A 24,500-nucleotide genomic window follows, 5' to 3' on the forward strand; every position below is an offset into this window, starting at 1 on the left:
TCAGCCTTCAGGTACTGCGCGTGTCCAAGATGATGGTCTTTACGGGGAACGCTAACCCCGATCTGGCTCGGCGTGTTGTACGTCAGCTGCATATCCCTCTCGGTGACATCTCTGTCGGTAAATTCTCCGACGGCGAAATTACAGCCGAGATCAATGAAAACGTTCGCGGTAAAGACGTCTTCATTATTCAGCCGACTTGCGCTCCGACCAACGATAACCTGATGGAACTGGTAGTGATGGCTGACGCCTTCCGCCGCTCCTCGGCTACTCGTATCACTGCTGTTATTCCTTACTTTGGTTATGCCCGTCAGGATCGCCGTCCGCGTTCCGCACGTGTGGCTATCAGCGCGAAAGTCGTGGCTGACATGCTTACCGTAGTCGGCATCGACCGTGTTCTCACGGTTGATCTGCATGCTGACCAAATCCAGGGTTTCTTCGATATTCCGGTAGATAACATCTACGGCTCCCCCGTTCTGGTGGATGACATCGAAGATCAGCGCTTCGAAAACCTGATGATCGTGTCCCCGGACATTGGCGGCGTCGTGCGTGCACGTGCCGTTGCCAAATCCCTGGGCGTGGATCTCGGGATCATCGACAAACGCCGTGAGAAAGCCAATCACTCTGAAGTGATGCATATCATCGGTGATGTCGAAGGGCGTACCTGTATTCTGGTCGATGACATGGTCGATACCGCCGGCACCCTGTGCCACGCGGCCAAGGCCTTGAAAGAGCATGGCGCTGCCAAGGTTTTCGCCTACTGCACACACCCTGTGCTGTCCGGTCGGGCGATCGAAAACATCGAAAATTCCATGCTGGACGAACTGGTGGTGACTAACACCATCCCGTTGTCCGCTGCTGCACAAGCCTGCTCGCGTATCCGTCAACTGGATATCGCGCCGGTAGTTGCCGAGGCGGTTCGCCGCATCAGCAATGAAGAATCGATCAGCGCGATGTTCCGCTAAGGGCCCTGCCCTTCTCGAAATGTCTCGTTGACGAAAAGCGCCCCGCCCCGGCATTCCTGTCGGGGCGGGGCTTTTTTGCCCATATCGCCTTTAGCGCTGGTCGCAAACGCTGGGGCGAATGTGGTTATTTTGGAGATACAACATGAACGAATTTACCCTGAATGCTGAAGTGCGTTCCGACCTGGGGAAAGGTGCGAGCCGCCGCCTGCGTCGTCTCGCGAGCCTGGTTCCAGCTGTAGTTTACGGTGGCGAAAAAGCCCCTGAATCCATCAGCATGCTGGCCAAAGAAGTTGCCAAACTGCTCGAAAACGAAGCGGCTTACAGCCACATCATCGAGCTGAACGTTGGTGGCACCAAGCAGAACGTCGTGATCAAAGCCCTGCAGCGTCACCCGGCCAAAGGCCACGTGATGCACGCTGACTTCGTACGCGTAGTAGCTGGCCAGAAACTGACCGCTATCGTTCCAGTGCACTTCATCAACGAAGAAGCACCGACCAAGAAAGGCGGCGAAATCTCGCACGTTGTTGCCGAGATCGAAGTTTCCTGCCTGCCGAAAGATCTGCCTGAGTTCATCGAAGTCGACCTGGCTAACGCCGAAGTCGGTTCGATCATTCACCTGTCGAACCTCAAAGCTCCTAAAGGCGTTGAGTTCGTGGCCCTGGCACACGGCGATGACAAGGCTGTTGCCAACGTCCACGCTCCACGTGTTGCTCCAGAAGCTGCAGAAGGCGCTGCAGAGTAATTTTACTCTGTACGCCGGAGTGACCGGAAACATCGCGGACTAGAGCATAGCGAGAAAGCGGGCGAGAACGCGGAGTTTACATCATGGTAAATGAGCAATTTTCGTCCACTTTCGCCGCTCTCCCTGATTGCGGCGATGTTATCCACCACTCCAAGGAAGGGCCCCTATCGTGACTGCCATCAAACTGATCGTTGGCCTGGGAAATCCAGGCGCTGAATACGAGCAGACCCGGCATAACGCAGGGGCCCTTTTTGTTGAGCGCATCGCGAACGCACAAGGCGTGAACCTTGTGGCGGACCGCAAGTATTTCGGCCTGACCGGGCGCTATTCGCATCAGGGTCAGGATGTTCGTCTGCTGATTCCCACCACGTACATGAACCGCAGCGGCCAGGCCGTAGCGGCACTCGCCGGTTTCTTCCGCATCAAGCCTGAAGAAATCCTCGTGGCGCACGACGAACTCGACCTGCCACCCGGTGTTGCCAAGCTCAAGCAGGGCGGCGGCCATGGCGGTCACAACGGGTTACGCGACATCATTGCGCAACTGGGCAATCAGAATACCTTTCATCGCTTGCGGCTTGGCATTGGCCACCCGGGCGTTGCCAGTATGGTTTCAAATTTCGTCCTGGGTCGTGCGCCACGCGCCGAACAGGAAAAACTCGATGCCAGCATCGACTTTGCCCTCGGCGTGCTGCCGGATATCCTCGCCGGGGAATGGAACCGCGCGATGAAAAACCTGCACAGCCAGAAGGCCTGACTCTTATCCGAGGGGAAACACCATGGGATTCAATTGCGGCATCGTCGGCCTGCCTAACGTCGGCAAGTCCACCCTGTTCAACGCCCTGACCAAATCCGGGATCGCGGCCGAGAACTTCCCCTTCTGCACCATCGAACCCAACAGCGGTATCGTGCCGATGCCCGATCCGCGCCTGGATGCCTTGGCAGTCATCGTCAATCCAAAGCGCATCCTGCCGACCACCATGGAATTCGTCGACATCGCGGGCCTGGTAGCCGGTGCGTCGAAAGGTGAAGGCCTGGGTAACAAGTTCCTGGCCAACATCCGTGAAACCGATGCCATCGCCCACGTGGTCCGCTGCTTCGAAGACGAGAACGTGATTCACGTTTCCAACAGCGTCGATCCGAAACGCGACATCGAAATCATCGAGCTGGAACTGATCTTCGCCGACCTCGACAGCTGCGAGAAGCAACTGCAGAAAGTCGCGCGTAACGCCAAGGGCGGTGACAAGGACGCAGTGGTCCAGAAAGGCCTGCTGGAGCAACTGATCGCCCACTTCACCGAAGGCAAGCCCGCACGCAGCCTGATGAAGAACATGGGCGCCGACGAAAAAGCAGTGATCAAGGGCTTCCACCTGCTGACCACCAAGCCGGTCATGTACATTGCCAACGTCGCTGAAGACGGGTTCGAAAACAACCCGCACCTGGACGTAGTACGCGCCATCGCCGAAGAAGAAGGCGCCGTGGTTGTTCCTGTGTGCAACAAGATCGAAGCGGAAATTGCCGAGCTGGATGACGGCGAAGAGAAAGACATGTTCCTCGAAGCCCTGGGCCTCGAAGAGCCTGGCCTGAACCGCGTGATCCGCGCTGGCTACGAAATGCTGCACCTGCAGACCTACTTCACCGCCGGTGTCGAAGAAGTCCGCGCCTGGACCGTCCGCGTCGGTGCCACCGCACCACAAGCCGCTGGCGTGATCCACACCGACTTCGAAAAAGGCTTCATCCGCGCCGAAGTGATCGCCTACAACGACTTCATCCAGTACAAGGGCGAAGCCGGTACCAAGGAAGCCGGTAAATGGCGCCTGGAAGGCAAGGACTACATCGTCAAAGACGGCGACGTGATGCACTTCCGCTTCAACGTGTAAGCCTCACGCCCAAGAAAAAGCCGCGTTTGATACGCGGCTTTTTTGTGCCTGAAACAATCACCCGCCCCACCACCAATTCCCTGTAGGAGTGAGCCTGCTCGCGATGACGGTCTGTCAGTCGACAGAATCGCTAACTGACACACCGTCATCGCGAGCAGGCTCACTCCTACATTGGGAAATGTGTTGGATCAGGCCTTTTTGGTTCGCGGCAGGAAGATCGCCAACACCCCGAACAACGGCAAGAACGAACACAGGTAGTACACGTACTCGATGCCGTGAATGTCCGCCAGATGCCCGAGCAACGCTGCGCCAATCCCGCCGAAGCCGAACATCAGGCCGAAGAACACTCCGGCGATCATCCCGACATTGCCCGGCACCAGTTCCTGGGCATACACCACGATGGCCGAGAACGCCGAGGCGAGGATGAAGCCGATGATGACGCTGAGGATGCTGGTCCAGAACAGGTCGACATGGGGCAGCAGCAATGTGAAGGGTGCAACGCCGAGGATCGAGAACCAGATCACCGCCTTGCGCCCGATCTTGTCGCCGATCGGCCCGCCGAAGAATGTCCCCGCCGCGACCGCGCCCAGAAACAGGAACAGGTGCAACTGCGAACTGGCCACCGACAGGTCGAACTTCTCGATCAGGTAGAAGGTGAAGTAGCTGGTGAGGCTCGACATGTAGAAATACTTGGAGAACACCAGCAACCCGAGTACCACCAGCGCGCTGGTCACTCGGCTCTTGGACAGGCCGTGAGTCGCCGCCTGGCCTTGCTTGAGCTTGAACAGGTTCAAGTGGTTGGCGTACCAGCGGCTGATCCGGTAAAGCACGAACAGCGCAAACACCGCGAACAGGCCGAACCACGCCACGTGTCCCTGACCGTAGGGAATGATGATTGCCGCCGCCAGCAACGGGCCGAACGCCGAGCCTGCGTTACCGCCGACCTGGAAGGTCGATTGCGCCAGCCCGAAGCGACCGCCCGAGGCCAGTCGCGCCACGCGGGACGCTTCCGGGTGGAAGGTCGATGAACCGATGCCGATCAAGCCCGCCGCCAGCAGGATTAGCGGGAAACTGGCGACCACCGACATCATCAGAATCCCGACCAGGGTGCAGACCGTCCCCGCCGGCAACAACCACGGCTTGGGATGGCGGTCGGTGTAGTAGCCGACCCACGGCTGCAGCAGCGAGGCCGTCAACTGGAACGTCAGGGTGATCAGGCCGACCTGGGTGAAGGTCAGGCCATAGTTGGCCTTGAGCATCGGATAGATCGACGGCAGCACCGACTGGATCAGGTCGTTGATCAAATGCGCCAGCGCCACCGCGCCGATGATGCGCATCACCAGGGGACTGCTTTGGGGCGTAGTGGAAGCCGGCACTGAGCCGGTCTGGGCGTTGCTGATAGCCATGGGAATTTCCAGACAACAGGAGGTACAAACGTGCAGGTGCGTCAATGTGCCATTTTTCAGTGCAGCAACGCCATCCCCTTAGCCTGCTAACGACTTGGTTTTTCATCGCCACAACCTTGATGGCGCAAAGCCATGGTCTGAATCTTGCCTTCCTTGTCAGCTTGAACGCGGCTTCCTTACAAAGGAGACCGACAATGGGAAGTTTCGCTACAGAGTCGGCCTACAGAGCGGACAAGGGTGAACTTTCGAGGCCTTTTTAGAGGGCACGAGTCGGGGGTGCAACAACCTCCGGCGCACGCCAATAGTGCGTGGTGTCCAGAGGAGTCTTGGGGCATGCAGGCTTTTTTATCACCGGGGATCGGGCTGCTGGGGCGCTTTGGCTTCGCACGTAAATTCCAGCTGTTGTTTCTGCTGTTTATCCTGCCGCTGGCCGGCAGCCTGTGGATGATCGGCCAGGACTATCGCGACAAACTCAGCCTGATCTCCGGCGAACGCGCCGGGGTGCGGCAACTGCTTGCGCTTGATGCGCTGGATGACCTGCTCGCCGCCCAGCGTGATCGCGCCGCCCGATGGCGCGCCACGGAAACCAATCGCCAGCCGACGCCGGCCACCCTCGCCGCGATGGCCGCCTTCGATGCGGTTCAGCCCGCCGTCAGCCAGGCCACTGCCGAGTTGGGCAATGCCCTGCAAAAAGAAAGCGACGAGGGCGAAACCCTGTCGCGTTATCAGGCCCTGCAAACCGCTCTCGATGGCCTCGATTCAAAAAGCCTGAGCAATGTCGGCTGGTGGCCCGATGGCTACGATCGCTTCACCAACGCCTTGAGCGCCCTGCAAGCCTTGCGCGAGCAGATCGCCATGGACAATCGCCTGACGCTGGCACCGTGGTTGGAAACCTACTTGCTGACGCAGATCTCCACCCAGCATGCGCCGGACCTGATCGAACGGGTCGGTCGTCTGGCGGCGGTGGGCCAGGCCTCGGTGGTGTCCGGGCAGTTCACCCTGCAAAGCCGCCTGCAACTGCGCGACCTGCGCAGTCGCATCGGCGATGCGCGAGAGCAGCTTGTGAAAACGGCTGGCCTGCTCGAAGCGCGCTTGCCCAGCGCCCTGCAAACCTGGGCCGGGCAATACCACGACAGCCTCAAGCGCCTCGATGCGGGCCTGAAGGTGCTGGATGACGGCGTGTTCGGCGGCAGCATCAACCTCAAGCCGGAGGACTTCGAACGCAGTCTCGATGCCCTGCTCTCCGACCTCGCCTCGTTGCGCCAGCAGTCGCTGGTGTCGCTGGATCAACGCCTGGATTACTACCACGGCTCGGCGATCCGCCAGTTCATTGTGGTGGCCGCCGTGTTGGGCTGCCTGCTGTTGGCCGCGCTGTATCTGTTCATCTGTTTGCAGGCCTCGATCCGCCGCAGCGCCAGCGGCATCACGCTACTGGCCGAGGCCTTGCGCGATGGAAATCTGAGCCTGCAGGTGCCGGTTCAGGGTCGAGACGAACTGGCAGTCATCAGCACCGCGCTGAACGTCGCCGTGGTGCAACTGCGCACCAGCCTGCAAGGGGTGGATCATGAAACCCTGCAACTGAGCAACGCGGTACAAACCCTCAACCATCATTCCAGCGACGCCCTGGGCGAAGTCGAAGCCCAGCAGTTGCAGATCAGCCAGATTGCCGCAGCGGCGACGCAACTGGCCGCCACCTCCAAAGGGGTGGCCCACAGTTGCGAACAGGCGTCCGGCAGCGCCCAGCACACCCGGCGCATTGCCGCCGACAGCAGCCGTGACAGCCAGCGCACTACCGCGAGCATCCAGCAACTCAATCAACGCCTGAACGACACTGCTGCGGCGCTGGGCCGGGTAAGCGAGCAGGGACAGCAGATTCAACTGGTGGTCGACACCATTCGCGGCGTCGCCGAGCAGACCAACCTGTTGGCCCTCAACGCCGCCATCGAGGCGGCCCGGGCGGGCGAGCAAGGGCGTGGCTTCGCGGTGGTGGCCGATGAAGTGCGCAGCCTGTCGCAACGCACGCAATCGTCGACCGCACAGATTGCTGGCACGGTCGACAGCCTGCGCAACACAGTGAATGAGGCCGTCAGCCTGATGCAAGCCGCGTGCAGTCAGGCAGAGTCCGATGCGCAAGCGGTCACCGGCCTCGGCGAACGGCTCGGGGAAATCGCCAGTGCAGTGCAGAGCGTCACCGATACCCTGGCGCAAATCGCCACGGCGGTGGAGGAACAGGCCAGTACCGCCGACGAGGTCAGCGGCAACATCCAGCAAGTCGATCAAGCGGCGGTGCGTTTGCTCGAAGGCGCCCGCGCGGTGAACCAGGCAGCGGACACCCTGAGCCACGGCAGCAAGGCCCTCAGCGACAACACCGGGCGCTTCCGCTTGAGTTGAGTCAGCCAGGACTTCTCAGGCGCGGATCACCGCCTCCGGGAAGTCCTGCTCCAGTTCGCTCTTGAGCCAGTCGATAAACCACGCCACGTCCGCCGAGAGCTCGGCGGACGGCGTCAGCACCCGATAGCTTTCCAGCTTCACTTGCGCGTCCACCACCCGCACCAGCTTGCCGCTATGGAGTTCTTCGCGCACCAGCACTTCGTTGGCCAGCGCAATGCCCTGCCCGCTCTCGGCCACCGACAGCGCGTGGTCGTTGTTGACGTAGAGCATGTCCGAATTGAGGTGGATGTCGAGGTCGTTGGCGGCGAACCACAGGTTCCACCACTCGCCGTCATCGACGTGGATCAGGTTGTGTTTCACCAGGTCCGCGGGGCTGTCGATGGGCTCGACGCTGGCCAGATAATCGGGGGAACAGATCGGAAACACCCGAGGACAAATCAGGCTGGTGCGCGAGTGGGCATATTGGCCGTCCACCCCGTAGACGATGCCCAGGTCAGCGCTTTTGCCATCCACTTCAGTGAAAGTTGAATTGGGTTCGATGGCGAACTTCAAGCCCGGGCGCAGATGACGCATGGTCTCGATGCGCGGCATCAGCCAACGCTTGGCAAACCCCGGCACCACCATGATGCGCAGCCAGCGTTCGGCGTGTTTTGGCTGCGCCTCTTTTCCGGCCTCGATGATCAGCTGCAAGGCGGCGGTGATCTTGCGGTGGTACTTCTCCCCCGCCACCGTCAGGTTGACCCCGCGAGAGGTGCGCTCGAACAGTTGGATGCCCAGCCAGTCTTCCAGCAACTTCACGTGACGGCCGATGGCCGGCTGGGTCACGTGCAGGGCTTTGGAGGCTTCGACATAGCTGCCCAACCGGGCCGCGGCATCAAAGGCACGCACCGCGTTGAGCGGCGGCAAACGGTGGTCAGGCATGGTTTCCGGGCGCCTTCTGCTGTTAAATTTTTTAACAACCCCTATGTTAAAATTGAAGTTTCGCCCCCGCAACCCCTCGCTGATAATCGATCCACAGCAGAACAAAAAAACAGCTGGTTACAACACCCGAACGCAATCTCGATCCTGCCCAAAAAAATAATATCCATGGCCCGACGACACAGCTGTTTTCAGCAGGTGCGCAGGCGATGGGGGAATCGGAGGTAACGCATGAATGCCCTGCATTCGCTGCAAACGCTGGCGGTGTCCATCCGCTCAGTGCGCAAAGTCTACGGTGATCCAAAGACTGGCCCGGTGGCGCTCAAAAGCATCGACCTGGACATTCGCGACAACGAATTCTTCACCCTTCTCGGCCCGTCGGGCTGCGGCAAAACCACGCTCCTGCGGATGATCGCCGGGTTCGAGTTTCCTACCGAAGGCGAGATTCTGCTCTACGGCGAAAACATCGCCGACCGCCCGCCCTTCCAGCGCCCGGTCAACACGGTGTTCCAGCATTACGCGCTGTTCCCGCACATGACCATCGCCGAGAACCTGGCCTTTGGTCTTGAGTCCCACCCGATGGGCAAAGTCCTGAACAAAACGCAAATGGCCGAACGAGTGCGCGAGATGCTCGCCCTGGTGCAGATGGAGCGATTTGCCAACCGCAAGCCGGCGCAATTGTCCGGCGGTCAGCAACAGCGTGTCGCCCTGGCTCGTGCACTGGCGCCGCACCCCAAGGTCTTGCTGCTCGACGAACCGCTCTCGGCGCTGGACCTCAAGCTGCGCCAGGCCATGCGCGAAGAGCTGAAAACCATTCAGGCCCGCACCGGCATCACCTTCATCTTCGTCACCCATGACCAGGAAGAAGCCCTGACCATGTCCGACCGCATCGCCGTGTTGTCCGAAGGCGAAGTGCAACAGGTCGGCCGCCCGGAGGACATCTACGAACGCCCGCGCAATCGCTTCGTGGCGGACTTCATCGGTGAGACCAACTTCATCGAAGGTACGGTCACCCGTGTCGAAGACGGTCTGGCCTGGTTCGCCGGCCCGGCTGGTCATCCGCTGCCTGCACAGCCATGCAGTGATGTGCGGGTCGGTGCCAACGTTGCGTTGTCCGTGCGCCCCGAGCGTCTGCATCTGGTGCCAGCCACCACTGAAAACGCTCTGCCGTGCCGGATCGAAGCGCAGATCTACCTCGGTACCGACCTGCAATATCAGGTCAGCCTGAGCGACGGTTCACGCCTCACCGTGCGCACCCCCAACTGCGTCGACCAGAGCAAACGCTTCGCCGTCGGCAGCCAGACCGGTCTGTTGTTCGACCAGGGCAGCGCCAGCGTCCTGCACGATTGAGCACGAGGAATTGCCATGCACGCTTTACCGATTGCCAACACCCTGGAACGTCGGCGGGCCTTCCAGAGCTTTCTCGGTGTCAGCCCCGCGCTGATCGCCATCGGCCTGTTCCTGATCGTGCCGATCCTGATCGTCATCGGTTACTCGCTGATGGAGGCCAACCCCTACGGCGGGGTGAACAAGGTGTTCAGCAGTGACGCCTACACCTCGCTGCTGTTCGAGCGACAACTGGACGACAGCCTGGCCTTCGCCGACTCCTACCTGATCATTGCCTTGCGCTCGATCGGCATCGCCGGGCTGACCACGCTCATCACTTTGCTGATCGGTTTTCCGGTGGCGGTATGGCTGGCCATGCAACCGGCCCATCGTCGCGGCTTGCTGATCTTCCTGATCACCGTGCCGTTCTGGGCCAACCTGCTGATCCGCACCTATGCGTGGATTCTGCTGCTGCGCAACACCGGGGTGATCAACAACAGCCTGATGGGCCTCGGGGTCATCGACCAGCCGCTGCAACTGCTCTACACCGACGGTGCGGTGCTGCTGGGGCTGGTTTATACCTACGCGCCCTTCGTCGTGCTGCCGATCTACGCCACCCTGGAAAAAATGGACATCCGCCTGCTCGAGGCCGCTCAGGACCTCTACGCCGGGCGCGTTAGAACCTTGCGCAGGGTGGTATTACCCATCGCCAAGCCGGGAATTCTCGCCGGCGCCATCCTCACCTTCGTGCCTTGCCTGGGCGCGATGATCGCCCCGGAACTGCTCGGCGGCGGCACGCGGATGATGCTCGGCAACCTGATCTTCCGCCAGTTCAGCGATGCGCGTAACTGGCCATTCGGCGCGGCCCTGTCGCTGGTGTTGATGGCGGCGGTGATGTTGGTACTGACGGTTTATGCCCTGCGTGCAGAACGCCAGCGCATCGCCAAAGGAGGTGCGTGATGATCGGCCTGTTCAAACGCAACACGCTGGGCGTGCAGGATTTCCCGGGCTTCGGCGGTTTCAGTTTCCTGTTCTACCTGTACCTCTACGCGCCGATCGTGGTGCTGGTGGCGTTCTCGTTCAACGCCAACCAGTCGGCCACGGTGTGGACCGGCTTCAGCCTCGACTGGTATCGCGCGGCCTTCGCCAACCAGGCCCTGCGCCAGGCGGCCGGCAACAGCCTGTTGATCGCGGTGTGCGCCAGCATGGTCGCCACGGCCATCGCCACCCTCGCTGCCCTCGGCACGTCACGGGGTGCGAAGTTCAAGGGCCTGCAACTGTCCATGGGCGCGATCATGTTGCCCCTGGTGCTGCCGGAAATCGTGGTCGGCGTCGCCACCCTGGCGTTGTTCTCCACCATCGGTCTGTCCTTGGGCTACGGCAACCTGATCATCGCCCATACGGTGTTCTGTATCCCGTTCGCCTTTCTGCCGATTCGGGCACGCCTGAACGACATGGACCTGTCCCTGGAACAAGCCTCGGCCGACCTGTATGCCGGCCCGTGGCGGACCTTCCGCAAGGTCACCCTGCCACTGCTGATGCCGGGGATTTTCTCCGGGCTGATGCTGGCCTTCATCGTGTCGCTGGATAACTTCGTGATCTCGATGATGGTCTCCCAGGCCGGCACCACCACCTTGCCGATCTTCATCTTCGGCCTGTTACGCATGGGCGTGACACCGGACGTCAACGCCGTCTCGACCCTGATCCTGGGCGTCTCGGTGCTGTTCGTCACGCTCTCTTATCTGCTGGGCAAAAAGAAAACCTGAACCTTCTACGTACCGTGGGGAAATAGCATGAGCAAGTTGATTGCAAGCATCGGCACTTCGTTGTTCCTGACTTTACCGCTGACTATGGTCGGCAGCGTTCAGGCCGCGGAAAAACTCAACGTGGTGAGCTGGAGCGGTTACTTTTCGCCGGAGATTCTCGCCAAGTTCCAGAAGCAGACCGGCATCGAAGTCACCGTCGACTCCTACGATTCCAACGAAACCCTGCTGGCCAAATTGAAACAGGGCGGGGCCGGTTATGACGTGGCAATCCCGTCGCACCAGTTCGTGCCGATCCTGATCAAGGAAAAACTGCTGGAGCGTTTCGACCCGGTCAACGAGCCCTACTACGCCAGCGTCGTCGACAACCTGAAAAAACCCACCTGGGACCCGGAAGGCGCCTATTCCGTGCCGTTCATCTGGGGCACCACCAGCGTGGTGCTCAACACCGAGCGCTACAAGGACCCCACCGACAGCCTCAAGGTGCTTTACGAGCCACCGGCCGAGCTGCAAGGGCGGATCAACATGTTCGACTCGGTCAGCGACGTGGTGGACATGGCCAGCCTGTACCTGAACATTCCGCTGTGCAGCGAAGACCCGAAGCAGATGCAGCAGATTCTGACCCTGCTCAAGGCGCAGAAACCCTTCGTCAAGACCTACAGCTCCAAGGCCGGCTCGATCCGCGAAAACCTCGCCTCGGGTGAAATCGACATGTCGACCTTCTGGGGCGGCTCGTCGATGCGCGCCCGGGAGATGAAACCGAGCCTGAAATACCTGTACCCGAAAGAAGGTGTGCTGGCCTGGGTCGACAACATGGTCATTCCGGCCGGCAGCAAGAACCCGACGAACGCCAAGGCCTTCATCGCGTTCCTCAGCCAGCCTGAAAACGCGGCGATGACCCAGAACTTCCTCAAGCACCAGAGCCCGATCAAGGGGGTGGAACCGTTCCTCGACGCGGGCCTGAAAGACGCCCCGGAACTGCACATTCCCGAAGGCACCAACGTGGTGTTCAGCAAGACCTGCGGCGAAGGCGCGATCCGCCTTGCCGATCGTCTCTGGACCAACCTGATGCGTTGATCTCTACCGCCCCGACGCGATGGCGGGGCGTTTTTCCAGCCGTCTGAAAGGCCGCTTGCAATGAACTCTAATAACATCAGCGAACTGGTCCTGTTGCAGGCCCACGAGCTCGCCGACCGCATCCGCCTGCGCCAGGTTTCCTGCCGGGAAGTGATGCAGACTTATCTTGCCCATATCGAACGCTTCAACCCGCAGGTCAATGCGCTGGTGAGCCTGCAAGCGCCAGAAGGCCTGCTGGCCCAGGCCGATATCCGCGACGCCGAACTGGCGAAAGGTCAATACCGTGGCTGGATGCACGGCCTGCCCCACGCCATCAAGGACTTGTCCCTGACCCGCGGCATCCGCACCACCCTGGGTTCGCCGCTGTACAAGGACTTCATCCCCGAGCGCGACGGCATCATGGTCGAGCGGATCAAGGCCGCGGGCGCGATCATCATCGGCAAGAGCAACACCCCGGAATTCGGCCTCGGCTCGCAAAGCTATAACCCGCTGTTCGGCGCGACCGGTTGCGCCTACGACCCGAGCAAGACCGCTGGCGGCAGCAGCGGCGGCGCGGCGGCGGCGCTGGCCATGCACCTGGTGCCGGTGGCCGACGGCAGCGACATGATGGGCTCGCTGCGCAACCCGGCGGCCTTCAACAACATCTTCGGTTTCCGTCCGTCCCAGGGCCGCGTGCCATTCGATGACAGTGCCGATCTGTTTATCGACCAACTCGGCTACGAAGGCCCCATGGCTCGCAGCGTGCGCGATGCAGCGTTGCTGTTGTCGGTGCAGGCCGGGGCCGATGCGCGGGCGCCACTGTCCATTGCCGAGCCCGGTAGCGCCTTTGCGGCACCACTGGATCGAGACTTCAAAGGCACGCGTCTGGGCTGGCTCGGCGACTTCAGCGGCTACCTGCCAATGGAGCAAGGCATCCTCTCGCTGTGCGAGAAGGCCTTTGCCGACTTCGAAAGCCTGGGTTGCCACATTGAACCGGTTCAGTCCGAATTCGCGCCAGAGAGGCTTTGGAGCAGTTGGCGGACGTTGCGCCACTGGATGGTCGCCGGCTCGTTGGGCGCGACCTATGCCGACCCGCAAAAACGTGCGCTGTTGAAACCGGAAGCCTGCTGGGAAGTCGAAAACGGCCTGAAACTCTCGGCCACCGATGTGTTTGCCGCCTCGGTGACGCGCAGCGACTGGTATCGGGCGATCTCCAGGCTATTCGAAAAATACGACTACCTGCTGTTGCCCAGCGCCCAGGTGTTCCCGTTCGATAAAACCCAACCGTGGCCCGCCGTCATCGAAGGCGTGACCATGGACACCTATCACCGCTGGATGGAGGTGGTGATTCCCGGCACCTTGTCCGGCTGCCCGGTGGCCAACGTACAGGTTGGCTTCAACGCCAGCGGCCTGCCCATGGGCCTGCAGATCATCGGCAGACACCAGGCCGACTTCGCTGTCCTGCAACTGGCGCACGCGTACGAACAGGCCAGCCGCTGGTTCCAGCGCTGCCCTTCGCCACTGCTCAGAGGATAGATTTTGATAAACGGTTGAAAGCGCAGAGAAATATTTTAGATTTATGCTTGACGCATCCCCGTTACCGGTGAATAATGCGCGCCACTTGGCTACATAGCTCAGTTGGTTAGAGCATAGCATTCATAATGCTGGGGTCCGGGGTTCAAGTCCCTGTGTAGCCACCAAGTACTAAAAACGGCTTACCGCAAGGTAAGCCGTTTTTTTATGCCTCGAGAAAAGTGCACTGCGGTGACAGGAATTCCTGCACCGCAGTATTGAAGTTATCGCATCGGATTTCGAAGGCTGCCAAGACAGTCAGGGGCAGGTCCCCTACCCCCCGTGGCAGCAGAAACGTCATTGCCCGCGAAGGCGCTCGATGAAGCCTGCGATTCGACCGCAGGCATCACTGAGCGCTGCGTCGGATACCGTGAACGAGATGCGTACGAAGCCGGCGGTGCTGGCGCCAAAAGCGCTGGCATCGAGTACGGCAACACCGGTTTCACGGAACAGTTGCCAGGCAAAGTCCGTGCTCGACAAGCCCGTCTCACGCACATCCACCAGCATGAACATGCCCGCCTCAGGCACCTTGCACTTGAGCAGCGGCACATGGCGCAAACCTTCGACCACCAGGTCCCGGCGCCGGCGGTAAAGAGCCCGCCCTTCCCCGACCACTTGCTCATCCAGTTCCAGCGCCTTGAGCGCAGCGGCCTGAATGAACCCCGGCAAGCCGTAGAGCATGCACAGCAACAAGTTATCGAGGTGGCCGATCAGCTCTTGCGGCCCCACCACCCAGCCGACTCGCCAACCGGTCATGGCGTGGGATTTGGACAGACTGTTCAAAATGACGGTGCGCTCGGCCATGCCCTCAAGGGTGGCCACGCTCTGGTGCGGACGGTCATAGGTCAGCTGACCATAAACCTCGTCGCTGATGACCCACAGGTTGTGGCGTTGGGCAATCAGTGCAACGGCCTCCAGCTCCTCGCGGGTGTAGACATTGCCGGTGGGATTGTTCGGCGTGGCCAGGGCAATGCCACGGGTCTTGTCGGTCACCACCGCTTCCAGCGCGGCCAGGGTCAGGCGGAAGTCTTCTTCGGCCGGCTGGGCAATCGGCACCAGGCATGCACCTGATGCCTGGATGCTCGCCGCGTACGTCAGGTACATGGGTTCCGGCACCAGCACTTCATCGCCTTGTTCGAACAGGCACATGGCCGTGGCATACAAACCGTTCTGTGCGCCGGCCACCAGTGCCACGTTGTCGGCGGACACCGGCCGGCCGAGCAATGCCGACTGCTTGGCGGCAATCGCTTCGCGCAGGGCCGGGCGCCCGATCACGTGGGTGTAGTGGGTGTCGCCCTCATTGATTGCCTGAACCGCCGCCGCGCATATCTCATCGGCAGTGGCGAAATCCGGATCGCCGATGCTCAACACGATCGCATCTTCACCGCGAGCCTGTGCATCACAGGCCGCGTAGTGAATGTCCCAGGCGGTGACGGTTTCGCCGCTGATGCGTTTGACCATGGACGAATATTTCATATGAAACTCCTTTTGAGCCCTTGGGCCGATGTGTCCATCGACTTTGAAGTCAGGCCTGACGTTGCGGCGTTTTGCCTATCCGGGCAAAACCTTGCTCAATGACAATCGCCAGGATGATGTAGATCACCGCCACCACCAGCAGCGGCTCATAGACACGTAATGTTTGCGAACGCACCAGGTTTGCCGCCCCCAGCAGGTCGGTGACCGCCACGGTCGAGGCCAGCGCCGTGGCCTTGAGCAGCATCACGCTTTCCCCGGCCAATGTCGGACGCAGCATCTGCAAGGCGCGCGGCATCCACACCCGGCGCAACACCAGCCAGGGACGCATGCCATAGGCCCGCGCGGCTTCCAGTTCGCCACGCGGTACCGCGCGCAAGCCACCGCGCAACACTTCACCGACGTACGCGGAAACGCTCAAGGTCAACGCGAACGCCACGTACCAGAAGCCTTCTCGCAAATACGGCCAGAACATACTGCCGCGAATCAACGGGAAGGTCGCAAAAACACTGCCCACGCCGTAGTACAACACGTAGATCTGCACCAGCAATGGCGTCCCCCGCAGCACGCTGGTGTAAAAGCGCAGTCCGTTGGACAGGAAGCGGTTCTTCGACAAACGCCCCAGCGCCACAAGCACCGCCATGAAAAAGCCGATAACCCCGGAGATCAGCAACAGCTGCAGGGTCAGTCCGGCGCCCTTGACCAATTCCTGATAAAAATTGCCCAGCCAATGAAAGTCCATGCTCGCCCTCCCCTTATGCGTGCCGTGGCATCCAGCGTTCGAAGCGCACTTCGACCCGCCGGAAGACCGAGCTGGAAACCAGCGTGATCAGGTAATAGAACGCAGCCACGGCGAGGTAAAACAGCAAATAATGCTTGGTCGATGCCGCTGCCTGGCGGCCGGCTGTCAGCAACTCGCTGTAACCCACCACGCTGATCAAGGCGCTTTCCTTGACCAGCACCAGCCACAGGTTGGATAACCCGGCAATCGCGAAGGGCAGCATGCACGGCAGAATCACCCTCCTCACCAGCAAGCTGTGGGAGATACCGTAGGCGCGCGCCGCTTCTATCTGACCGTGGGGGATGGACTCGATCGCACCGCGAATGATTTCCCCCGAATAGGCGCCCTGCACAATGCCCAGCACCACCACGGCAGCCATGAACCCGTTGATCTCGACGCTCGGCTGGCCGAATGCGGCCAGCGTCAGGTTGATCAGATCGGCACCAGCGTAGTAGAGCAGCAGGATCAGCAGCAACTCCGGCACCGCGCGGTAGAGCGTGGTGTAGCAATTGGCGCAAACGACCAACCAGCGCGGGCCCTTGAGCTTGGCCATGGCCACGACCAGGCCGATGGCCAGCCCCAGGACAAAAGCCCCCAGGGAAATCCCCAAGGTCTTGACCATCCCCTGGGCCAGGGCCTGGAGCCAGCCATCGCTGAAGAACAGCCGGGAAATATCAGAAAGTGTCATGAGCACACCTGTGTTGGGTTTGCCTGAAGAAGCTGATTACTCAAGGGCCGAGATATCAGACTTGAAGTAGCGCTCACGGATCTTTTCGTAGCTGCCATCGGCACGCAGCGATTGCAGCGCCACATTCAAACGCTCGCGCAGGGCATCGTTGCCTTTGCGCACACCCGCGCCCACACCGTCGCCAAACAGCGGGTCAAGCGGCGCTACGCCCTTGCTGGCGAGCATCGAGTTGTCGGGGTTGTCCAGCATCGGCTCAACCACCAACTGGTCAGCCAGCATGATGTCGACGCGACCACTGCGCAGGTCCGCGAGGATGTCGTCCTGGTCGTTGTAATAACGGATGGTGGAGGTTTCGCCGTAGTACTTCTTGACGAACGCGGCGTGGGTGGTCGAACCCTGCACACCAATGATCTTGCCCTTGAGGCCGGCCGGGGTCGGTTCGAGTTCCATGCTGCGATCACCGATCCACAGTGCGCGGGTGAAGAAGTACGGCTGGGTGAAATCGATCACTTGCTGACGTTCTGGAGTGATCGACAACGAGTTGAGCACCACGTCCACCTGTTGCGACTTCAGGGCCGGAATCAGGCCGTCCCAGGACATTTCGTTAAGGCTGCAATCGGCCTTCATGCGCTCGCACACCGCGGTGATCATCTCCGGTTCAAAGCCACTCCACTCGCCCTTGCCGCTCTTGAAGGAGAACGGCGGGTAAGGTTCCAGGGCGATACCAAACACCAGTTTTTCAGCAGCGAACGAGGTACTGGCGATGCCGGCCAGCAGGCAGGCTTGCAGGGTGATCAACAGAGTTTTCTTCATGTTTTGATGCCTCTTTTCAGTTTGTAGTTATCGAGGTGAAAACATCACTGCGGGTTATCCGCGGTTGTCCTGGGCCATTACGAATTGCCGGCAACGCTCACTGCGTGGATCGAGCAATACCTGCTGCGGCGTGCCCTCTTCTTCGATCCGGCCTTGATGCAGATAGATGACCTTGCTCGATACATCCCGCGCAAAGGCCATTTCGTGGGTGACCAGAATCATCGTCCGCCCTTCTTCAGCGATGCCCTGAATCACCCGCAACACTTCGCCCACCAGCTCAGGGTCCAAGGCCGAGGTCGGCTCATCGAACAGCATCACTTGCGGGCGCATGGCCAGAGCGCGGGCAATCGCTACGCGCTGTTGCTGGCCACCGGACAGAAACGAGGGATACACGTTTCGCTTGTCGATCAGGCCGACTTTTTCCAGCAGGTGTTCGGCATGCGCCGTGGCTTCCTTGCGGTCCTCGCCGAGTACGTACACCGGCGCTTCGATAACGTTTTCCAGCACGGTGCGATGGGGCCACAGGTTGAAACTCTGGAACACCATGCTCAAACGCGTGCGCAGACGCTCGACCTGACGCGGATCGGCGATCTGCGCGACGCCACCGCGCCCCGTCTTCAACCGCACTTCTTCGCCGTTGATTCTCAGGCTGCCGCTGCAGGGGATTTCCAGCAGGTTGATGCAACGCAGCAAAGTACTTTTGCCCGAACCACTTGAACCGATAAGCGAGACCACTTCGCCCTCTTTGGCGCGCATCGAAATGCCCTTGAGCACGTGGTGATCGGCATAGCTCTTGTGCAGGTCATCGATGGCGACGACCGCGGTGTCAGTGTGTGGCTGGGGGATATTCACGTGGGTGAGTGCTTGCACGTCTGGATCCTCGAATTCTGATTGTTCAGGCAGGCCGGGCAACGCCACGACTATTCGTCGTCGCGCGCCGGGATCCACCACTCTTCGCCACGCACGGTGCGTATGTACTCCGGCCAGCGGAAGCGATGGGGGGCTTGAAAGTCGGCCGGCAACAGCGGCGCCTGCCAGCGCTCACCGCCGATGCCACCGCCGGTGCGCTGGTCGAACTCGGCTTTGGCAGCCTTGAGCAAATCGTCGTTGCAGAACAGGTCGAGCAAGGTGTTGGCAATGGTTTTCGCCGCCACTTCGATCATCGGATCGATGGTCTGCGGTATGCCGCCCAAGGCATTGGAGACCCAATCCGGGTACACGTGGCCGGCGGGCGCGCTGAGCATCGGGCGGGCCACCAGCAGACGCACGGTCGGGCAATGCCAGGTGTATTCGGGGTAGTCGTCGGAAGTCAGGTACTTCTGCCATGCCGGCATTTGCAGGCGCATCTGCCGCTCGCACTCCTGCGGGTCGATCAGTTGTTCGGTGGCCGGCAGGAAGGGTTCCGCCATCGGTACCAGGCCGAGATTGCTCTGGATCTCACGGGCAATCTCGCAGGCTTCAGCCCCCCATTGCGGTGCGCCGACGGCGGCCAGGTTGCTGTAGGTCGCCCGCGCCAGCACATGGTTGGGCAGACCGCCACGGGACTTGCAGACCCAGGTCTTTTTCCACTGGCAACCGGTGGCCATCGCCGCAGCGGCGGCGTTGTTATCCATCACCTGGGAAATGGTTTCGGCCTGCTCGATCGAATCGCAACGCAGCAGGTACTGGATCTGTGACAGGTGCGGTGGCAGATTGTCGGCGGTGGCCTGCCCGGCCGTCAGGATGGCCTCGTTGTAACTCCACAAACCGGTGAACGGCAGGGTCGAACGGCGCAGGCTTTCGTTGAGGTTGTAGAAGTGCATCAGCGCATCGTTGGCGCCCGGTGCCCGGGCAGCCAGGTGATTCTGCGGAATCGGACTATAGCGGTCGGCGGCAATCCAGTTTTCCGGGTCTTCGCAGGTGAAGCTGTAGATGTAGGCGTAAGCAATGCCGCAATGGGTATCCCAGGTGGTGGTGTTGTTCAGCGGCAACATGTAGGTGGGGTGAAAACTGATGGCCGCATCCAGGTTGTCGTAGTAACCCTTGGCCGCGTGTACGGGTTTGGACGCACGGAGCTTTTCCGCCGGTTCACCAAAGAAACGAATGGTGCCCTCGATGCCGAACTCAAGCATCGCCGCCTTCGCCGCGAGCACCCCGCCCAATGCACTGATACCCAGCGCAGAGTGCGGATCGGTGTGGCCCGGGGCAAATCGCGACAGGCCTTCGCGGGGCATCTTGTGGGTGGTAGCGGCCTGGCAGTTACCGGGGACCGCATCGTATTCGGCGTAGGTCGCCAGCACCGGTCCCTGGCCATTACTGAAGGTTGCGCAAAACGCGGTAGGCATGCCGCCGCTGTTTTCTTCGACGGTGAAACCTTCCTTGCGCAACAGATCCACATACCAGGCACAGGACTTGTACTCGCGAAACGCAGGCTCCGCGTAGTGCCAGATGATCTGGTGCCAATCCGATAACTGCTGACGATGCTGGTCGACCCACTTCAGGGCAAATCTTTTCTGTAATTCCATGTGGTTCACTCCTAACGACTCAGGCAGACAGGAAAGCGGCGGCGTCCAGCTCCAGCAGAATCGGCTGACGGGTGTGGGCCTGGCTGGCAAGTACCTCGCGCAACTGCTCAAGGCTGCTTATGGCGATGTGGGCGACGTGGCAGGACTTGGCCAACGCGGCAAAGTCCGGTGGCAGGATGTCCACGCCCAATGGGGGAATATCGCGGTTGGTCATGTAGTCGCGGATTTCGGCATAACAGTGGTTGTTCCACAGCACCACGATCACCCCCAACTCCGCTTCACGGGCAGCGATCAGTTCGGCACTGGAGAACTGCACGCCACCATCGCCGACCACCGCTACTACGGGACGATCGCGCGCGGCGAGCTTGGCGCCGATGGCCGCCGGCAAGCCGTAACCCAAGGTGCCAAAGCCTGTGCCGGCGTTGAACCAACTGTTGGCTTGCGGAGCGCGATAACCCAGCGCACCCTGATACACCGGCTGGGTCGAATCGCCGACCACGATCGGCGCGGGCAGGCTGTCGCGCAGGGTGTCGAGCATCTGCTGCATGACGTTCTGCTTGCTGCTCCAGCCGGACCGTTCAGCAGCGTTGACCTGTGCCACACGCTGATAGGCCCAGTCGCTGGCGCAAGCTTCAGGCACTGCCGCCAGGAGCGCTTGCAGCCCTTGCCCGGCATCGCCCAGCAGGCCCACGTCGGCGCGTGCCGCCCCCAGGATCTGCAAGGGATCGATGTCCAGGCGAATCAGCGGCGCATTGAGTGACAGCGGGCCGAGACCGAAGAAGTCGTAATCGGTTTCCCCCAATTCGGTACCGACCGCCAATACCACGTCAGCTTCGGCAAACAGTGCACGGCCATGCGCCGACGACTGCACCCCGTCGAGCAACAGCGGGTGCTCCGGCGCCAGCAGGCCACGAGCATTGGTGGTCAGGGCGACCGGCGCCTGCAACTTTTCCGCTAGCGCCTGCACCAGCCGGCCTGCGCCTCGGGCGCCGCCACCGGCGAGGATCAACGGCTTGCGCGCCGCCGCCAGCAGCTTCACCGCCGCCGCAATATTCGCGGCCGCCGGCGCCGGGGCTTGCGGCAAGGTACGTGGGCGCAGGTCGAGGTTGTCGGCTGGCATTTCCAGCACGTCCAACGGAATTTCGATGTGCACTGGACGCGGGCGGGCACAGCCGAACAGCGCGAAGGCGCGGGCAAGCACTTCCGGCAATTCCTCGGGGCGCTGCAAGGTATGGCTAAAGGCGCAGACCCCGGCGACCACTGCACGCTGGTCGGGCATTTCATGCAGGTAGCCATGGCCCAGGCGTTGATGTTCGCGGCGGCTGGTGGTGGAAATCACCAGCATCGGCACCGAGTCGGCGTAGGCCTGGCCCATGGCGGTGAGGATGTTTGTCATGCCGGGGCCGGTAATGATGAAGCACACGCCGGGCTTGCCGCTGGCCCGGGCGTAGCCGTCCGCCATGAACCCTGCACCCTGTTCGTGACGCGGGCTGATGTGGCGCAAAGAACTGCCGTGCAGCCCGCGATAAAGCTCGACCGTGTGCACACCGGGAATGCCGAACACCGACTCCACGCCGTAGCCTTCAAGTAACCGGACGAGCGCCTGGGCACAACTGGTCATGCGAGCACCTCTTTATTCTTATTGGGAATGCCAGGCTCACAGAGACCTGAACCGAGGGCCCTAGTATTCGTGACGAAACGATTACATCAATCGAAATAAATTTGCCTCACTGTCAAATTTTATTGAACGATCTTGTTGAGCATTTGGGCGTATCACTGCCGGTCAAAGGATCATTTTGCTCACCAGTGACGGGCAAATTATTCGATTGTTGGGGCCACTCATTTTCATAAAGATGGAACCCTCGGCACTTGCCCCCTCTGTCTCAAGGAACGCTTTATGCGCGTCGAGCATCAGCCCCTGTTGACCCGCAACCCCTGTACCCAGCGGCACCTGATCAGCTTCCACTACGGTCAGCCCGGACGCGCCGGCAAGGTTTATCTGCAAGCCAGCCTGCACGCCGACGAATTGCCCGGCATGCTGGCGCTGCATCATCTGCGTGAAATGCTCGACGGTGCCGAGGCTCGCGGACAGATCCTCGGGGAGATCGTGCTGGTCCCCATCGCCAATCCGATTGGCCTCGAACAGACCTTGATGCACGACGCGATGGGACGTTTCGATTTCAACAGCGGTGAGAATTTCAATCGCCGTTATCCTGATTTGGCCGAGACAATCAAAGATCGGTTGGCCCATGAACTGACCGGGGATGCCGATGAAAATCGGCAGATCATTCGGCGCGCCATGGCCAGCGCCTTGAAACAGATTCGCCCGACCAGCGAGATCGACTCGATGCGCCAGGCACAATTGCTGCTGGCCCACGACGCCGATTTCGTCCTCGACCTGCATTGCGATGCCCAGGCCGTGGTTCACTTGTATGGAGAAACGCCCTGTTGGTCGCAGATCGAACCGCTGGCACGCTACATCGGCGCACAGGCCAGCCTGCTGGCGAGCGGTACGGGCGCCAGTTCGTTTGACGAGGCTTGCGGTCAACCCTGGTGGCGCCTGGCCGAAGCGTTTGCCGGACGCTTTCCGATCCCTTCCGGCTGCGTCGCCGCTACCGTCGAGTTACGCGGTGAAGCGGATGTCGATCATGCATTGGCCCGCGTCGATGCCGCCGCGCTCTACGCCTTCCTGCAACACCGGGGCATCCTCGCCGGCACACCTCCGCCGATGCCTGCCCTGCTCCAGCCCGCGACACCCTTCGATGGCTCACTGACCTTGCGCGCCCCCTGCGCCGGGCTCGTGGTGTTCCTGCACAAACCCGGCGCGTGGATCGAGCGTGATGAGCCGGTGGTGCACGTCATAGACCCCATCACTGGCGCTACGCAGGTTGTATGCAGTTCCACCCGTGGCGTGATGTACATGCGCAGTGCGATTCGATTTGCGGCAGCGGGGGTCGAATTGTGCAAAGTGGCCGGGGCTACGGCACTCGAAGGCGGTGTAATGGTTTCGGCGTGATGGTGCCGCGGTCACAGGCAAGCCTGAACCGCGGCCATCGAGCCACTGAGGGGTGTCAGTTGCGAACCGTCGGTAATGCCGACAGCGCCCGCTCCCAGATCTGCCAGGTGCGCAGCCAGACCATCGCCTGCCAATCGCTGTCGGCGGGATAGAACTGCTCGAGCAGACTCAGCTTGATCTCGCGCCCTGTTACGTCATTCGGGTTGCCGTGCAGATGCAGCCAGTGGTCATCGCGCAGATGACGGTGAACGTCCGGCCCCGGGTAAGTCCCGCACTCAATGACAAACGGCATCAAGCGAACCTGCGGCAACGCATTGATCAGCGCTTGCGAGGTGTAGCCGGTGGCCGTTGCCGCCACGCCGGTTTCGCTGACGGTGTCGGCACCGGTTTGCAGGCTGTAGAGCCACGGGCCATAAATCGCCTGCGCATCCGCCAGTGCCGGATAGGCGGACTCGGTGATGGTCAACAACATCGGATGACCGTACTCGCCAGCGCCCGTGTGCAGGTCGAAACACATCGCGACCTCGGCATGGGCCACGTGCTTTTGCACGATTTTGTGCAGCGTGCGGTTCGACCAGCTCGGCGCCAGCCCGCCGAAAAACAGGCCGTCGGGATGAGCATGCTGACCGCCCTCGACAATCGACATGACTGCCGGCCAGCCGTGCAGGCGAATCTGCTCGTCGAGCAAGGCATCGGCACGATCACGCTGCGGACCGTGCAACTGCGGGCAGGCATAGATTTCATGCAGGGCGTTGTAGGCCTGGTTGTCTGGCAGCGGTCGCTGGAAATCCAGGTGATTGCGGTTCAGGTCGATGTTGTCTTCGTTGACCCGGCGCAACCACGCCATGCCCCAAGGGTTGATGGCATGGATCATGACCACGGCGACGTCCGCTGGCAGGGAGCGCTTGCCCAACTCCTGCAGCCATTTGATCTGGCAGCCCGAACCATAGAAGCCTTCGACCCCGTGAGTGCCGCTCAACGCGATCAGCAGCCGTTTGGCGCCCGGATCCCCCAGCACCGCCACATCGGTACTCAGGGGCTCGCCGAAGGGTCCTTTGAGCGGGTGTGGATACTCCGTCAGCGTTGCGCCCGCCGTGGTGGCTGCGGCCAGGAACTGTTCACGCTGGGTGCGATAGCTGGACTGGGTGGGGAACTCGGTTTGCATGTCTGCCTCTTGTTGGTTTTCCGGCCTGCCTGTTAGCAATGACCCTA

The 24,500-nt window shown here is 61.0% G+C and carries 21 protein-coding genes and 1 tRNA gene; 12 read left to right on the forward strand and 10 right to left on the reverse strand.

Going from position 1 to position 24,500, the window contains the following annotated elements; translation table 11 throughout:
- Positions 1–20: 20 nt before the first annotated feature.
- From KGB07_RS16490 to ychF, 4 genes are all read left to right on the forward strand, one after another.
- Positions 21–962 (forward strand): ribose-phosphate pyrophosphokinase, encoded by a 942-nt coding sequence (locus tag KGB07_RS16490; RefSeq protein WP_003208392.1) that lies wholly within the window; start codon positions 21–23, stop codon positions 960–962.
- Between the two features lie 142 nt (positions 963–1,104).
- Entirely contained in the window at positions 1,105–1,704 is a 600-nt protein-coding gene (locus KGB07_RS16495; protein ID WP_046041863.1) for a 50S ribosomal protein L25/general stress protein Ctc, read from the forward strand.
- Between the two features lie 169 nt (positions 1,705–1,873).
- Complete coding sequence (pth, locus tag KGB07_RS16500; RefSeq protein ID WP_046030136.1) at positions 1,874–2,458, forward strand: aminoacyl-tRNA hydrolase; 585 nt, start codon at positions 1,874–1,876, stop codon at positions 2,456–2,458.
- Between the two features lie 22 nt (positions 2,459–2,480).
- Positions 2,481–3,581, forward strand: a complete 1,101-nt coding sequence (gene ychF / locus KGB07_RS16505; protein WP_046041862.1) for a redox-regulated ATPase YchF — start codon at positions 2,481–2,483, stop codon at positions 3,579–3,581.
- A gap of 188 nt (positions 3,582–3,769) precedes the next feature.
- Here ychF and KGB07_RS16510 read toward each other — a convergent pair whose 3' ends face one another.
- Positions 3,770–4,987: an MFS transporter gene (locus tag KGB07_RS16510; protein WP_046041861.1), complete on the reverse strand. Its 1,218-nt coding sequence runs from the start codon at positions 4,985–4,987 to the stop codon at positions 3,770–3,772.
- A 333-nt stretch (positions 4,988–5,320) separates the two neighbouring features.
- Here KGB07_RS16510 and KGB07_RS16515 point away from each other — a divergent pair, with 333 nt between their 5' ends.
- A complete protein-coding gene (locus tag KGB07_RS16515; protein WP_046041860.1) occupies positions 5,321–7,378 on the forward strand; it encodes a methyl-accepting chemotaxis protein in 2,058 nt (685 codons plus the stop codon).
- 15 nt (positions 7,379–7,393) lie between these two features.
- Here the strand turns inward: KGB07_RS16515 and KGB07_RS16520 are convergent, their stop codons facing one another.
- Positions 7,394–8,299, reverse strand: a complete 906-nt coding sequence (locus KGB07_RS16520) for a LysR substrate-binding domain-containing protein (RefSeq protein WP_223465964.1) — start codon at positions 8,297–8,299, stop codon at positions 7,394–7,396.
- A gap of 228 nt (positions 8,300–8,527) precedes the next feature.
- Here KGB07_RS16520 and KGB07_RS16525 point away from each other — a divergent pair, with 228 nt between their 5' ends.
- From KGB07_RS16525 to KGB07_RS16550, 6 genes are all read left to right on the forward strand, one after another.
- The gene (locus KGB07_RS16525) at positions 8,528–9,646 is read left to right on the forward strand and encodes an ABC transporter ATP-binding protein (RefSeq protein WP_223465966.1); all 1,119 of its coding nucleotides are present in this window, start codon (positions 8,528–8,530) and stop codon (positions 9,644–9,646) included.
- Positions 9,647–9,661: 15 nt separating this feature from the next.
- The gene (locus KGB07_RS16530) at positions 9,662–10,582 is read left to right on the forward strand and encodes an ABC transporter permease (protein ID WP_046041857.1); all 921 of its coding nucleotides are present in this window, start codon (positions 9,662–9,664) and stop codon (positions 10,580–10,582) included.
- Positions 10,582–11,388, forward strand: coding sequence for an ABC transporter permease (locus tag KGB07_RS16535; protein ID WP_046041856.1), 807 nt, complete (start codon positions 10,582–10,584; stop codon positions 11,386–11,388). Before KGB07_RS16530 ends, KGB07_RS16535 begins: the two co-directional genes overlap by 1 nt.
- Before the next feature lie 27 nt (positions 11,389–11,415).
- Positions 11,416–12,462 carry an extracellular solute-binding protein gene (locus KGB07_RS16540; protein WP_223465968.1) on the forward strand — a complete coding sequence of 349 codons (1,047 nt, stop codon included), beginning with the start codon at positions 11,416–11,418 and terminating at the stop codon, positions 12,460–12,462.
- A 60-nt stretch (positions 12,463–12,522) separates the two neighbouring features.
- On the forward strand, positions 12,523–13,977 hold the full coding sequence (locus tag KGB07_RS16545) for an amidase (RefSeq protein WP_046041854.1): 1,455 nt from the start codon (positions 12,523–12,525) through the stop codon (positions 13,975–13,977).
- A gap of 87 nt (positions 13,978–14,064) precedes the next feature.
- A tRNA-Met gene (locus KGB07_RS16550) sits at positions 14,065–14,141 on the forward strand.
- 169 nt (positions 14,142–14,310) lie between these two features.
- Here the strand turns inward: KGB07_RS16550 and KGB07_RS16555 are convergent.
- The 7 genes from KGB07_RS16555 to KGB07_RS16585 are packed head-to-tail and all read right to left on the reverse strand — an operon-like array spanning position 14,311 to position 21,893.
- Positions 14,311–15,489 (reverse strand): pyridoxal phosphate-dependent aminotransferase, encoded by a 1,179-nt coding sequence (locus tag KGB07_RS16555; protein ID WP_223465969.1) that lies wholly within the window; start codon positions 15,487–15,489, stop codon positions 14,311–14,313.
- Positions 15,490–15,538: 49 nt separating this feature from the next.
- Positions 15,539–16,228, reverse strand: a complete 690-nt coding sequence (locus KGB07_RS16560) for an ABC transporter permease (protein WP_046041852.1) — start codon at positions 16,226–16,228, stop codon at positions 15,539–15,541.
- Positions 16,229–16,241: 13 nt separating this feature from the next.
- Positions 16,242–16,955 carry an ABC transporter permease gene (locus KGB07_RS16565; RefSeq protein ID WP_046041851.1) on the reverse strand — a complete coding sequence of 238 codons (714 nt, stop codon included), beginning with the start codon at positions 16,953–16,955 and terminating at the stop codon, positions 16,242–16,244.
- Between the two features lie 36 nt (positions 16,956–16,991).
- The gene (locus KGB07_RS16570) at positions 16,992–17,768 is read right to left on the reverse strand and encodes a transporter substrate-binding domain-containing protein (protein WP_223465970.1); all 777 of its coding nucleotides are present in this window, start codon (positions 17,766–17,768) and stop codon (positions 16,992–16,994) included.
- 54 nt (positions 17,769–17,822) lie between these two features.
- Positions 17,823–18,638 carry an ABC transporter ATP-binding protein gene (locus KGB07_RS16575; protein ID WP_404942362.1) on the reverse strand — a complete coding sequence of 272 codons (816 nt, stop codon included), beginning with the start codon at positions 18,636–18,638 and terminating at the stop codon, positions 17,823–17,825.
- Between the two features lie 50 nt (positions 18,639–18,688).
- A complete protein-coding gene (locus KGB07_RS16580) occupies positions 18,689–20,272 on the reverse strand; it encodes an amidohydrolase (RefSeq protein ID WP_223465972.1) in 1,584 nt (527 codons plus the stop codon).
- A 19-nt stretch (positions 20,273–20,291) separates the two neighbouring features.
- Positions 20,292–21,893, reverse strand: coding sequence for a 5-guanidino-2-oxopentanoate decarboxylase (locus tag KGB07_RS16585; protein ID WP_046041848.1), 1,602 nt, complete (start codon positions 21,891–21,893; stop codon positions 20,292–20,294).
- A 276-nt stretch (positions 21,894–22,169) separates the two neighbouring features.
- On the opposite strand from KGB07_RS16585, the gene KGB07_RS16590 reads away from it, so the two are divergent.
- The gene (locus KGB07_RS16590) at positions 22,170–23,288 is read left to right on the forward strand and encodes a succinylglutamate desuccinylase/aspartoacylase family protein (RefSeq protein ID WP_223465974.1); all 1,119 of its coding nucleotides are present in this window, start codon (positions 22,170–22,172) and stop codon (positions 23,286–23,288) included.
- Positions 23,289–23,343: 55 nt separating this feature from the next.
- Here KGB07_RS16590 and KGB07_RS16595 read toward each other — a convergent pair whose 3' ends face one another.
- Positions 23,344–24,453, reverse strand: coding sequence for a DUF2817 domain-containing protein (locus KGB07_RS16595; protein WP_046041846.1), 1,110 nt, complete (start codon positions 24,451–24,453; stop codon positions 23,344–23,346).
- Positions 24,454–24,500: the final 47 nt, after the last annotated feature.

Origin of the sequence: Pseudomonas sp. GL-RE-26 (assembly GCF_019956275.1) — a bacterium.
GTDB lineage: Bacteria > Pseudomonadota > Gammaproteobacteria > Pseudomonadales > Pseudomonadaceae > Aquipseudomonas > Aquipseudomonas grandcourensis.